Source organism: Jatrophihabitans sp., from assembly GCF_036000465.1.
Taxonomy (GTDB): Bacteria; Actinomycetota; Actinomycetes; order Mycobacteriales; family Jatrophihabitantaceae; genus Jatrophihabitans.
Genome location: NZ_DASYFV010000036.1, coordinates 1 through 12,530, shown reverse-complemented (window position 1 = coordinate 12,530; position 12,530 = coordinate 1). Strand labels below are relative to the sequence as shown.

Sequence of the window (12,530 nt, the reverse complement as noted above, 5' to 3'; positions counted from 1 at the left end):
GTGCCGCTGACCATCGAGACGACGACCCCCGACGACAACCTTCGGGCCGAGATCCGCGCGCTCGCGGTGGCGGTCGAGCGGGCGGACGGCAGCCCGCCTCTGTCGGACCAGACGCTCAGCCAGTTGGGCTCGCATGCGGTCTCGCACGTGATCGCCCGCGCCGGTGACGCGCTGGCCGGGTACGCGCAGCTCGACGGCGACGGTCTCGAGATCGCCGCGCAGCCCGACGCGATCGGGCCGCTGCTCGACGCCGTGGCCGAGCGCGACGTCCTGCTCATCTGGTCGCACGGGGGGCGCAGCCGGCTCGTCGCGGTGTTCCAGGCCCGCGGCTTCACCGCGATCCGCGAACTGCACCAGCTCCGGCGCCCACTCGACAGCGAGATCCCCATCCCGCCGGTGGCCGACGGCGTGCTCGTACGGACGTTCGTGCCCGGCCGCGACGACGCCGCCTGGCTCGCCCTCAACGCGGCCGCGTTCGCCGCGCACGCCGAGCAGGGGCAGTGGACGCAGGCCGATCTCGACGCCCGGATGGCCGAGAGCTGGTTCGACGCCGACGGCTTCCTGCTGGCCGAGCGGGGCGACACCCTGCTCGGCTTCCACTGGACCAAGGTGCACCCGGACGGCTCGGGCGAGGTGTACGTGCTCGGCGTAGCGCCGGACGCACAGGGCCTCGGGCTCGGCGCGGCGCTGCTCGCCCGCGGGTTGTCCCACCTGCAGTCGCGCGGCTGCCCGGAGGTGCTGCTGTACGTCGACGGTGACAACGCCGCGGCGATGCGGCTCTACGAACGCGACGGTTTCACCCGATTCGGCCGCGATGTCCAGTGGCGGACCGTCAGCTCACTGTGAGCCCGTTCACCTGGTGGCCACGCACACCATTCGCAGCGGACATCTGACCGGGTCGTGTCATTCACCCGTCGTTCACCCTGGCCACCCCGATGCGCCACTTACCGCTCCTAGCGTCCTGACTCGAAAGGTCAATCGACGAAGGAGAACCGATCGTGAAGCTCAACCGTGCCGGCCTGGCCGCGGGCGTGCTCGTCGCCACCGCGGCGCTCGCCGCCTGCAGCAGCAGCAGCACCGGGGGCTCGTCCACCTCGACGACCGCCGGGGGCAGTTCGACCCCCGCCACCACCTCCACCTCGGCATCCGCCTCGGCCAGCACCGCCGGTGCGGCGCCCACCTGTTCGACCGGGACGCTGAACGGCGAGGGTTCGACCGCCCAGACCAACGCGATGACCGCCTGGATCAACGCCTACACCAAGGCCTGCTCCGGAGCCAAGATCAACTACAACCCGACCGGCTCCGGCGCGGGCGTGAGCAGCTTCACCGGCGGCCAGGTCGACTTCGCCGGCTCCGACTCCGCCCTCGACCCGGCCAAGGGCGAGCCCGCCGCCGCCGCCAAGCGCTGTGGCAGCCCGGCCCTCGACCTCCCGATGGTCGTCGGCCCGATCGCCATCGGCTACAAGCTCAACGGTGTCAACAAGCTGGTCCTCACGCCCGAGCTGATCGCCAAGATCTTCACCGGCAAGATCAAGACCTGGAACGACCCGGCCATCGCGGCCAAGAACAGCGGCGTGAAGCTGCCGAGCACGGCGATCAACGTCGTCTACCGCTCGGACGCCTCGGGCACGACGCAGAACTTCGAGAAGTACCTGTCCAAGACCGACCCGGCCGACTTCACCGCCAAGCCGGCCAAGGACAACGCGGCCAAGGTGTTCGCCGGTCAGGGCAAGGCGAAGTCGCAGGGCGTCGCCGCGGCCGTCGGTTCGACCGAGGGTTCGATCGGCTACATGGAGTACTCGTTCGCGGCCGGGGCCAGCCTTGCGACCGTTTCGGTCGACAGCGGCGCGGGCCCGGTGGACGTCTCGAAGGACAGCGCCAGCGTGGCCGCAGGCACCGCGACGATCAAGGGCACCGGCGACGACCTCAGCCTGTCGATCGACTACAAGCCGTCCGCGGCCGGGGCCTACCCGATCATCCTGGTCACCTACGAGGTCGTCTGCACCAAGTACAAGTCGACCGCCACCGGGACGTTCGTCAAGAACTTCCTGAACTACACAGTGGACGGCGGCCAGTCGGCGCTCGCCGGCCTCGGCTACGCGCCGCTGCCGGCCGCACTGCAGGCCAAGGTCAAGGCGTCGATCGCCAAGATCAGCTGACGATCCGAACCGCTTCACACCTTGCCCCGCCGGTCCGCGCCGATAGCGTGGACCGGCGGGGCACACAGGATTCCGGCAGGTGATCCCCATGAGTGAACGAGAGATCATGACCGAACGCTCCGAGCCCCGCGAACCGCTGCCCGCTCCGCGGGTCGGTGGCGAGTCGGTCGAGCCTGTCGCGGCACACGACGGCCGTCGATTGGAGTCACCGATCGAGTCCGAAGTGGCTCTCGGTGGCCGACACACCGACGCGAGCAAGGTGTCCGGCTCGGGAATCGCGAGCGGCGGCGGCCGCGCCAGGTTCGGCGACCGGATCTTCCTGGGACTCAGCTCGGCGGCGGCCGTCACCGTCATCCTCATCGTCGTCCTCATCGCGACGTTCCTGCTCATCAAGTCGGTGCCCTCGATCGCCGACGACAAGGTCAACTTCCTGACCTCGACGGAGTGGGGTACCGACCCGGGCAACCTGCGGTTCGGCATCGCCAACCTGCTCTGGGTGACGGTCATCATCTCGCTGATCGCACTCGTGGTCGCGGTCCCGATCGCGGTCGGAATCGCACTCTTCATCACCCAGTACGCCCCGGCCCGCGTAGCCCGCCCGGTCGCCTACGTCATCGACCTGCTCGCCGCGATCCCGTCGATCGTCTACGGCATCTGGGGGGCGACCGTACTGGCCACGGCCCTCGAGCCGGTGCAGCGTTTCTTGGCGCACATCCCCCTGCCGCTGTTCGACTTCAAGCAGCCCAACAGCACGATCTTCGACGGCGCCGTGGTGCTGGCGGTCATGATCCTGCCGATCATCACCGCGATCAGCCGCGACGTCTTCGAGCGCACACCCATCGCCAACATCGAGGCCGCCCTCGCCCTCGGCGCGACCCGCTACGAGATGATCCGCATGGCCGTGCTGCCCTACGGCCGGGCCGGCGTGGTGAGCGGCTCCATGCTCGGCCTCGGCCGCGCCCTCGGCGAGACGATCGCGGTCTATCTCATCCTCTCGACCGTCGGCGGCCCGTTCAGCTTCTCCATCCTGCGCGGTGGCGAGACCTTCGCCTCGAAGATCGCGAACGGCTCGGCCGAGTTCAACAACCCGCAGTCCACCGGCGCCTACATCGCGGCCGGGCTGGTGTTGTTCGTGCTCACCTTCGTGGTGAACTCCGCGGCCCGGGCGATCGTCAACCGCCGGAAGGACTTCGCGTGAGCACGATGACCGCGCCGCCGTCGAGCGGGCTCACCTTCAGCAAGGCCCGCGGCCTGCGCAAGGTGAAGAACAACATCGCCACCGGGCTCGTGACGCTCGCCTTCGGCCTGGCGCTGATACCGCTGATCTGGTTGCTCTACACCGTGATCAGCAAGGGCTTCCACGTGATCGTGGACGCCGGGTGGTGGAACAGCGACCAGGCCGGCATCGACTTCAAGACCAAAGGCGGAGGAGCCTCGGCCGCCATCATCGGCACCGCCGAGCAGGTCGCGCTGTGCACGGTCATCTCGGTGCCGATAGCACTCCTCGTCGGCATCTACCTCGTCGAGTACGCCCGTGGTCCACTCGCCAAGATGACCACGTTCATGGTCGACATCCTCACCGGTATCCCGTCCATCGTCGCCGCGCTGTTCATCTACGCGCTGTTCGTGACCACCCTGCAGGGGTTCCGGGCCGGCTGGCTCGTGTCGTTCGCCCTGGTGATCCTGATGATCCCGGTCATCGTGCGCACCACCGAGGAGATGCTCCGGCTGGTACCCAACGAGCTGCGCGAGGCGTCCTACGCCCTCGGCGTGCCGAAGTGGAGGACGATCGTTCGCGTCGTGCTGCCGACCGCCTTCAACGGGCTCATCACCGGCATCGTGCTCGGCGTCGCCCGGGTCGCCGGCGAGACCGCGCCGCTGCTGATCCTGGTCGGCTACTCGACGACGACGAACACCAACCTGTTCAACGGGTTCCAGAGCTCGCTGCCGGGTCTCATCAACGATCAGTTCACCAACATAAACACGCCGACCGGGCAAGGCGTCTACCACCTTGACCCCGTCACCGGTAAGCGTGTCGCGGGAACCGTCGCGAACTACGCCCCCGACCGGCTCTGGGGCGCCGCCCTCACGCTCATCGTCATCGTGATGGCCCTCAACCTCATCGCTCGGCTCATCGGCCGACGCACCAAGGTCGCCTGACCGCGACCTCGATCAGGAGAAGCACTCACATGGCCAAGCGCATCGAGACCCGCGAGCTCGACATCTACTACGGCAAGTTCCTCGCCGTCAGTGGGGTGTCGCTCACCGTCGCCCCGCGCAGCATCACCGCCTTCATCGGCCCCTCCGGCTGCGGCAAGTCGACCGTGCTGCGCACGCTCAACCGCATGCACGAGGTGATCGCCGGCGCCCGCGTCGAGGGCAAGGTCATGCTCGACGGCGACGACATCTACGCCAAGGACGTGGACCCCGTCGACGTGCGCCGCACGATCGGCATGGTGTTCCAGCGGCCGAACCCCTTCCCGACCATGTCGATCTACGACAACGTCGTCGCCGGGCTGAAGCTGAACAGCAAGCGGATGAAGAAGTCCGAGACGGACACGATCGTCGAGAAGTCGCTGCGCGGTGCGAACCTCTGGGACGAGGTGCGCGACCGGCTCGACAAGCCCGGGGCCGGCCTCTCCGGCGGCCAGCAGCAGCGGCTCTGCATCGCTCGCGCGATCGCGGTCGAGCCGCAGGTGCTGCTGATGGATGAGCCCTGCTCGGCCCTGGACCCGATCTCGACGCTCGCGATCGAGGACCTCATCCAGACACTGAAGGAGACGTACACGATCGTGATCGTCACCCACAACATGCAGCAGGCTGCCCGGGTATCGGACCGCACCGCGTTCTTCAACCTCTCGGCGGTCGGCAAGCCCGGCCAGCTCGTCGAGATGGACGACACCGAGAAGATCTTCGCCAACCCGTCCGACCGGCGAACCGAGGACTACATCAGCGGACGGTTCGGTTAACCGCTCATCGCGGTGGTGCTCGATTCTCGGCGCTCACGACTTTCGCGGTCGACCTCCTACCCTCGGTTGCGTGGGCCCACCTGATCCAGAAGCTGTCGAGCTGGCGCATCGGTTGTTCGACTTTGCCCGTGACGGGCGGCTCGAGGATCTCGTCGCCTACCTCGATGCCGGTGTTCCGGTCGGGTTGACCGACGCCTCCGGCAATTCGCTGCTGATGCTGGCGGCCTACCACGGGCACGCCGCGGTCGTGGCCGCCCTGGCCCAGCGCGGGGCGGATGTCGACCAGCTCAACGACCGCGGGCAGTCGCCGCTGGCCGGGGCGGTGTTCAAGGGCGAGGACTCCGTCGTCGACACGCTGCTCGCGGCCGGGGCCGATCCGCGGGTCGGCTCGCCGTCGGCCGCCGAGACCGCAGCGTTCTTCGGCCGCGAGGTACCAAGTACCGATTGAAACTCGGGTTACCGGCCCGTAAACTGCGCACTTATTGAGTGCAAGTCAATAACGAGTGCGCGAGGTGTACCCCGTTGTCCCACTACGACGTCCTGGTCATCGGCTCCGGCTTCGGCGGGAGCGTCTCGGCGCTGCGGCTGACCGAGAAGGGCTACCGGGTCGGCATCCTCGAGGCGGGCCGGCGCTTCAGCGACGACGCGCTGCCCAAGAACTCATGGCACCTGCGCGACTTCGTGTGGGCGCCGAAGCTCGGCCTCAAGGGCATCCAGCGCATCCACGTCCTCAAGGACTGCGTGATCCTGGCCGGCGCCGGTGTCGGCGGCGGCTCGCTCAACTACGCGAACACCCTCTACGAACCGCCGGCCCCGTTCTTCGAGGACCCGCAGTGGGCCCACATCACCGACTGGCGCGACGAGCTCAAGCCGCACTACGACCAGGCCCGCCGCATGCTCGGCGTCGTCGCCAACCCGACCATCACGCCGAGCGATCTGCAGATGCAGCGCCTCGCGGCCCAGTTCGGCAAGGCCGAGACGTTCAAGCCCACCGACGTCGGCGTCTTCTTCGGCCGTGATGGTGCGCAGGAGCCCGGCACCACCGTGGCCGACCCGTTCTTCGGCGGCGAGGGACCGGAGCGCACCGGCTGCATCCAGTGCGGCGAGTGCATGACCGGCTGCCGGCACGGCGCGAAGAACACGCTCGTCAAGAACTACCTCTTCCTCGCCGAGAAGAACGGCGCCGAGATCCACCCGCTGACGACCGTCACCGATGTCCGGCCGCGGCCCAACGGCGGCTACGAGGTGACCACCGCGCGCACCGGCTCGTGGCGCAGGCGGACCTCGACCTTCACCGCGGACCAGGTGATCTTCTCGGCCGGCACCTACAACACCCAGAAGCTGCTGCACCGCCTCCGCGAGACGAGCCTGCCCAACATCTCGCGGCGGCTCGGTTACCTGACCCGCACCAACTCCGAGGCGCTGCTCGGCGTGAGTGTCGGTACCCGGGAGCACGACTACACCGAGGGCGTGGCGATCACGTCGTCCTGGCACCCGGACGAGAACACGCACATCGAGCCGTGCCGGTACGGCAAGGGCAGCAACGCCATGGGGCTGCTCAACACACTGCTCACCGACGGCGGCACCCGCCGGCACCGGTGGTGGCAGTTCCTGACCACCCTGGTGCGGCACCCGCTGCGGATGCGGATGCTCATCCCGCGCAAGTGGTCCGAGCGAGTGATCATCTTGCTCGTCATGCAGACGCTCAACAATTCGATAACGGTGATGCGCAAGAAGAGTCGGTTCGGCTTCTCGAAGCTGACGTCCGAGCAGGGCGAGGGTGAACCCAACCCGACCTGGATCCCGGTCGCGAATCGCGCGGCCGAGCAGCTGGCCGAGAACGTCGACGGAATCGCCGGTGGCACCTGGGGCGACCTGATGAACATTCCGATGACGGCGCATTTCATCGGTGGGTGCGCAATCGGCGACTCGCTCGATAACGGCGTAATCGACCCGTACCACCGTTTGTACGGTTATGACGGTTTGCACGTGGTCGACGGTTCGACGCTCTCGGCCAACCTCGGCGTCAACCCCTCGCTGTCCATCACGGCCCAGGCCGAGCGGGCGATGTCGCTCTGGCCGAACCAGGGCGAGCAAGACATTCGCCCACCGTTAGGGGCCAATTACGTGAGGATGCAACCAATCACTCCCCGTAGCCCCGCGGTTCCTGAATCGGCGCCCGCCGCGCTACGGTACGGCCCGGTGCCACTCGGCATGCCCGCCGGGCTTTCGGAGACTCGCACCGCGTAATTCCGCGTAAATGCGTCGTTATTTTCCCGCATCCAGAGTGACCGCCGCTCGTTGATGATGGAAAGCGCACACGACGCTGTTCGATCGCGTCGGTTCCGCCCCGTGGGGACCGCCCGGTGTCCCGTTAGTCGAGTGAGAGGCCCTGCATGTCCGCCACCCCCGCACGTTCCCCCCTAGGACGAGCCGCCCGGAGGCGCTCGGTACGCCTCATCGCTGCCGGTGCCGCCATCGGCGTCGCGACCACCGCGATCGTCAGCGCGGGAGGCCCGGCCGCCGGTGCGGCCACGCCGGCCGCACAGTCCGTCGGGCGGTTCGTCGACGGTTCGGCCGGCGGCAAACCGATCCAGGGTCTCGCCGATGTCGCCGACGCCCGGGCGCAGGCCGCGCCGGACGCCGACTCGCGCAACCCGCTCGACGTCACCGCGCTCAACGCGATCAAGCTCCCGCTGACCGGCGCCCTGCAGCTCCCGGGCGGCGGAGTCTTCACCCTCGGCGCGGTCAACCAGGTCGCGGTCGCCAAGACGACCGGTGCCTCCTACGGCGCCTCGGGCGCCGTCGCCAACTCCGGCGGGGTCTCCCTCGGCGGCTCGTCGGACTTCCCGGCCAACGCGACCATCGACCTGAGCTCGGCCGCCCTCGGCTCCGTCGCCATCCCGGGCCTTCCTGGCGGCTCGGGCAACACCACCGCCGCCGCCCTCGGGGGCGTCCAGGCCCAGATCGGCGCCGTGTCCGCGCTGGCCCAGACCGCCGCCGGCGGGGCATTCAACACCCCGCAATACCAGGTCGCCGGGCTGCGGCTCGTGCTCGGCTCGCCCGCGCTCGGTCAGCTGCTCCAGCAGCTCGCGGCCGGCGGCGCCCAGGTGAACGCACTGATCAAGCAGCTCACCGACGCGCTCGCCCTGCTGGGCGGACCCAGTCTGGGCAACGCCAAGTGCGCACTCACATCCGGCACGCTCCCGCCCACGATCAAGCTGGACCAGGACCCGACCGACCCGAGCAAGTACGCCGTGGTCGTCGATCCGTCCTCGGCAACCCTGACGGTCGACCTCGGCGTCCTGCTGCACGTGCTGCACCTCAACATCAACACGCTGCCGGCGAACACCGACCTGCTGGCCTACCTGCTCAACAACCTCGGCGACATCCTCGCCAACGGCCTGTCGGGTCTGATCTCGGGCATCACCACCCCGCTGCAGAAGCTGGGCAGCGGCTGCCTCGCGCTGCTGCCGTCGGCGGTCCAGACCGCGCTCGGCGCGTTGGTCGGGACGCTGACCACCGGACAGGCCCAGCTGACCACGGCCCTGAGCGGCATCGCCCAGTCGCTCAGCAGCGCCGGTGCGCCGGGCCTGAAGACGCTCACCGACCAGCTGTCGAACCTGCTGGCCATCGGCGTCAACGTCCAGCAGGGTGCGTTCCCGCTGAACGGTGCGGCCAAGCCGAAGTACGTCTTCACCAGCAAGCTCGCGGCCACCCCGAACCAGGCGACCTCGGTTGTCAGCGGCCAGGGTGTCGTCCGGGCCATCGAGATCGACCTGCTCGGCGGCAAGGCAGCCTCGCTCGCCCTGGCCAGTGCTGCGGCCGGCCCGAGCACCGCGGTCGTCGCCCCGACCACCAGCGCACCGGCTCCGACGATTTCGGCGCCGAACACGCAGCTGCCGACCGGCGTCCCCGCTGGTGCGGCCGGACACGGTGACAGCACGCCGGCCCTGCCGCTGGTGCTGGTCCTCCTCGGGCTGGTGCTCGCGGGTGGCGGCGCCACGTTCTACCGCACGCGGGGCAAGTTCAGCCGGTAACCCCGGTCGCTGAACCAGAACCGGCCCGCCATCCGTAACGGATGGCGGGCCGGTCTCGTTAAGCGGACGATAGGGGTGCGTGAGGCCGGCCGGTTCTCGGGGCATCCTGGAGTCGAGCCTGACGCCGCCGCCGACGCGACGCGGGCTCAGGGGGACGAATGACCAGCTTCTACGCCGACGTTCCGCGGACGCAGCGCATGGCCGACCGGCTCGGCCACTACTCCACGGGAATGCTGATGGGCGCGATCGGCGGCGCCATCGCCATCGGGCTGTTCCCGCCTCCCGGCCTCCTCGCCATCACCCTGCCGGTGCTCCTGTTCGCCTTCGTCATCGTCAGCTGGCTGCTGATGCGCCACCACGACCGCCGCCTGTGCGAGCACTGCGTGCTGTCGATGCCGCTGAACCCGTCCGAGCAGGCGAACCGGTTCCAGCGCCGCTTCTGGCTGGCCCACACCGGTTCCGAGCCCCGCTTCCTGATCCCCTACCTCGCCGCGCTGATCGGCTCGAACTTCCTCACGACCACGCTGGGACGCGTGGCCTGGGCCGTCATCCAGTCGTCGATGATCTACCTCGTGCTGGCCAACACCACCCACCGCCGGTTGCAGCCGTGGTGCCCGTGGTGCAGCGGCGGCGGCGGGGGCGAAGAGGTCGACGAGACCCCGCCCGTGCTACCCAACGACGACCGCCAGCTCGCCTGAGCCGGGTGCCGTCCGTTGCCGCGCAGCTGACCCCGGCCGCGCTCGAATTCCTCCGCGTACACCACCTGGCGTCGTTCACGAGCCTGCGAGCGGACGGCACACCGCATGTCACGCCGGTCGGGTTCACCTACGATCCGGATTCGCGGATCGCCCGGATCATCACCAGCGGCTCGAGTCGGAAGGCGCGCAATGCCGCCGCGGGCGGCCCGGTGGCGGTGTGCCAGGTGGACGGGCGCCGGTGGCTGACCCTCGAGGGCGCGGCCGCGGTGCACGACGCCCCGGACCGCGTCGCCGAGGCGGTCGCCCGCTACGCCGAGCGCTACCGGGTCCCGCGCGAGAACCCCCTCCGCGTCGCCATCGAGATCACGGTCGTACGGGTACTCGGCTCGAGCGAATTCATCACCCGCTGACTTCAGCCGGTCGGGCCGGCCATGTCCCACCCGTCGACGCGCATCGACCGGGCGATGTCGGCGGCGCGCACCCGCTCGCCGCACACCGCGCACACCGACCCGACCCGGAGTTCGTGATCGTGGTGGCGCACCGACACCGGCGGTGACTCCACCGCCCAGCGATCGCCCCATTCGCGCAGGACCTGCAGCACCGAGCCGAGCTCCCGGCCGGCCCGGGTCAGGTGATAGTCCGAGCGGGGCGGACTGGCCTGGTACTCGCGTTGCTCGAGGATGCCGGCCGCGACGAGCGCCTTGAGCCGCGCCGCGAGCCGGTCGCGCGGGGCACCCGTGTTGCGGGCGATCTCGCCGAAGCGGTGGTTGCCGAAGATCACCTCGCGCACGATGAGCAGCGACCACCGGTCGCCGATGATCTCCAGGGCTCCGGCGACCGAGCACGGACGTCCGGCGACGGCGGGCACGTCGAGAGGTTCGCGGGTCACCCGTCAAGGTTTGCATATCAAACTGACGGGCGCTACCGTCGCGCCATGCCAGTTCGAGATTCAAACCAACGTCGGTTGATCGTCCTGACCGTCATCGCCGCCGCGGTGTTCATGGCGAACCTCGATCTGTGGATCGTGAACGTCGCGTTCGTCGCCATCGGCACGAGCCTCTCCGCCTCGCTCGCCGATGTCTCATGGGTGCTCAACGCCTACGCCGTGACGCTCGCGGCCCTGCTCGTGCCGGCCGGTCGGCTGGGCGACCGCGTCGGTCACCGGAAGGTGTTCCTCGGCGGCGTCGTCGTCTTCACCCTCGCCTCGGCCGCCTGCGGGCTTGCGCCGAACCTGGCCGTGCTCGTCGTCGCTCGCATCGCCCAGGCCGCAGGGGCGGCGGCCCAGCTGCCCGCGTCCCTGGCCCTGCTCATGGCGGCCGTGCCCGCCGAGTCCCGGACGAATGCGGCCCGCAGCTGGTCGGCGATCGGCGCGGTCGCCGCTGTCTGCGGCCCGGTGATCGGCGGGCTCCTCGTCACCCTCGACTGGCGGTGGGTCTTCGTGGTGAACCTGCCGATCGGCATCGCGGCCCTGGCCGTCGGGCTGCGGGTCCTGCCGCACCCGGCGCCGCGCTCACGCGAGCCCATCCCCGACCTGGCCGGCGCCGCGCTGCTGGTGGCGGCGGTGGCGTCCCTGACCGGCGCGCTCGTCGAGGCCCCCGGCTGGGGGTGGACGTCCGGACGCACCATCGGTCTGCTCGCCGCCGGCGTCGTCGGCTCAGCGCTGTTCCTGTGGCGCTCGATGCGGCACGCCCACCCCCTCGTCGAGCTGCACCTGCTGCGGGTGCGCCGCTTCGCGATCGCCAACGCGGGCACCGTCGCGTTCAGCGCCGCGTTCGCGATCATGCTGTTGTCGAACTCGCTGTGGTGCCAGGCCGTGTGGCACTACTCGCCGCTGCGCACCGGTCTGGCGATGGCGCCCGGACCGCTGATGGTGCCGTTCGTGACCGCGTGGTCGGCCCGCCTCGTCCTTCGCGTGGGGCTCGGGCCGCTGACCGCCGTCGGCAGCGCGCTGTTCGCGCTCGGGCTGGTCTGGCGGATCGCCGCGGCGACCGCGACGCCCGACTACCTGCGCGACCTGCTCCCCAGCATGCTGATCGGTGGCGCCGGGGTCGGGCTGGCGCTGAGTTCGTTCATCGCGGCCGGCGCGACCGCGCTGCCCACCGAGCGGTCGGCCACCGCGTCGGGCACGGTCAACTCCGGTCGTCAGATCGCCTCGGCCCTCGGCGTCGCCGTGCTGATCACGATCCTGGGCGCGGCCGGCGGCACGGTGGCCCGCTACGACGCCGGCTGGTGGGTCGGCGTCGGGCTCTCGGTCGTCGCCGGCGCGATCGGTCTCGGGCTGGGCCGCGGCGGCCCGCGGACGGTGTCGCCGCGCTCACCTCGGGAGGCGCTGGCCGCCGCCCGCGATTAGATTTCCTCGCATGGTCGACATTCATCACGAGGGCATCTGCAACGCGCCGCTGCCGGTGGCGTTCGCGTACGTCGACGACTACCGCACGGCCACCTCGTGGATGTTCGGGCTGTCCCGCTTCGAGCCGGTCGGCGGCCTGGACCACGGCCTGGGCGCGACCTTCGCGGGCACGTTCGCGGTGAAGCCGGTGAAGCTGAGCTCGACGATCGAGGTCACCGAGTGGGAGCAGGACTCGGTCATCGCGTTCGACTCGATCAAGGGCTTCACGAACCGGTCGACGTGGCGCTTCAGCGCCGCGGGCGAGGAGCACACCA

At 69.8% G+C, this 12,530-nt stretch carries 13 protein-coding genes; 12 read left to right on the top strand and 1 reads right to left on the bottom strand.

Going from position 1 to position 12,530, the window contains the following annotated elements; genetic code table 11:
• From mshD to VGN18_RS11845, 10 genes are all read left to right on the top strand, one after another.
• The gene (gene mshD / locus VGN18_RS11890; RefSeq protein ID WP_327539901.1) at window positions 1–846 is read left to right on the top strand and encodes a mycothiol synthase; all 846 of its coding nucleotides are present in this window, start codon (window positions 1–3) and stop codon (window positions 844–846) included.
• Between the two features lie 152 nt (window positions 847–998).
• A complete protein-coding gene (gene pstS, locus VGN18_RS11885; RefSeq protein ID WP_327539900.1) occupies window positions 999–2,159 on the top strand; it encodes a phosphate ABC transporter substrate-binding protein PstS in 1,161 nt (386 codons plus the stop codon).
• Window positions 2,160–2,247: 88 nt separating this feature from the next.
• Window positions 2,248–3,357, top strand: coding sequence for a phosphate ABC transporter permease subunit PstC (pstC, locus tag VGN18_RS11880; RefSeq protein ID WP_327539899.1), 1,110 nt, complete (start codon window positions 2,248–2,250; stop codon window positions 3,355–3,357).
• Window positions 3,354–4,319 (top strand): phosphate ABC transporter permease PstA, encoded by a 966-nt coding sequence (gene pstA, locus VGN18_RS11875; RefSeq protein ID WP_414655048.1) that lies wholly within the window; start codon window positions 3,354–3,356, stop codon window positions 4,317–4,319. The genes pstC and pstA overlap by 4 nt, the downstream gene beginning before the upstream one ends.
• A gap of 29 nt (window positions 4,320–4,348) precedes the next feature.
• On the top strand, window positions 4,349–5,128 hold the full coding sequence (pstB, locus tag VGN18_RS11870) for a phosphate ABC transporter ATP-binding protein PstB (protein ID WP_327539898.1): 780 nt from the start codon (window positions 4,349–4,351) through the stop codon (window positions 5,126–5,128).
• A gap of 70 nt (window positions 5,129–5,198) precedes the next feature.
• A complete protein-coding gene (locus VGN18_RS11865; protein WP_327539897.1) occupies window positions 5,199–5,576 on the top strand; it encodes an ankyrin repeat domain-containing protein in 378 nt (125 codons plus the stop codon).
• A 74-nt stretch (window positions 5,577–5,650) separates the two neighbouring features.
• The gene (locus VGN18_RS11860; protein ID WP_327539896.1) at window positions 5,651–7,378 is read left to right on the top strand and encodes a GMC family oxidoreductase; all 1,728 of its coding nucleotides are present in this window, start codon (window positions 5,651–5,653) and stop codon (window positions 7,376–7,378) included.
• Between the two features lie 146 nt (window positions 7,379–7,524).
• Window positions 7,525–9,168 (top strand): choice-of-anchor G family protein, encoded by a 1,644-nt coding sequence (locus VGN18_RS11855; RefSeq protein ID WP_327539895.1) that lies wholly within the window; start codon window positions 7,525–7,527, stop codon window positions 9,166–9,168.
• Window positions 9,169–9,326: 158 nt separating this feature from the next.
• Window positions 9,327–9,866 carry a hypothetical protein gene (locus tag VGN18_RS11850; protein ID WP_327539894.1) on the top strand — a complete coding sequence of 180 codons (540 nt, stop codon included), beginning with the start codon at window positions 9,327–9,329 and terminating at the stop codon, window positions 9,864–9,866.
• The gene (locus VGN18_RS11845) at window positions 9,863–10,276 is read left to right on the top strand and encodes a TIGR03618 family F420-dependent PPOX class oxidoreductase (protein ID WP_414655049.1); all 414 of its coding nucleotides are present in this window, start codon (window positions 9,863–9,865) and stop codon (window positions 10,274–10,276) included. The genes VGN18_RS11850 and VGN18_RS11845 overlap by 4 nt, the downstream gene beginning before the upstream one ends.
• 2 nt (window positions 10,277–10,278) lie before the next feature.
• On the opposite strand, the gene VGN18_RS11840 is transcribed toward VGN18_RS11845, so the two are convergent.
• Window positions 10,279–10,755, bottom strand: coding sequence for a helix-turn-helix domain-containing protein (locus VGN18_RS11840; RefSeq protein WP_327539892.1), 477 nt, complete (start codon window positions 10,753–10,755; stop codon window positions 10,279–10,281).
• 75 nt (window positions 10,756–10,830) lie between these two features.
• On the opposite strand from VGN18_RS11840, the gene VGN18_RS11835 reads away from it, so the two are divergent.
• Both VGN18_RS11835 and VGN18_RS11830 read left to right on the top strand, forming a co-directional pair.
• On the top strand, window positions 10,831–12,216 hold the full coding sequence (locus VGN18_RS11835) for a DHA2 family efflux MFS transporter permease subunit (RefSeq protein ID WP_327539891.1): 1,386 nt from the start codon (window positions 10,831–10,833) through the stop codon (window positions 12,214–12,216).
• A 10-nt stretch (window positions 12,217–12,226) separates the two neighbouring features.
• Window positions 12,227–12,530 (top strand): SRPBCC family protein (locus tag VGN18_RS11830; RefSeq protein WP_327539890.1); only part of this gene is annotated, 304 nt, incomplete at its 3' end.

Excerpts from the sequence above, each read along its gene's own strand:
- VGN18_RS11850 (WP_327539894.1), top strand. The coding sequence starts at position 9,327 with ATGACCAGCTTCTACGCCGACGTTCCGCGGACGCAGCGCATGGCCGAC.
- VGN18_RS11855 (WP_327539895.1), top strand. The coding sequence starts at position 7,525 with ATGTCCGCCACCCCCGCACGTTCCCCCCTAGGACGAGCCGCCCGGAGG.
- pstB (WP_327539898.1), top strand. The coding sequence starts at position 4,349 with ATGGCCAAGCGCATCGAGACCCGCGAGCTCGACATCTACTACGGCAAG.
- pstC (WP_327539899.1), top strand. The coding sequence starts at position 2,248 with ATGAGTGAACGAGAGATCATGACCGAACGCTCCGAGCCCCGCGAACCG.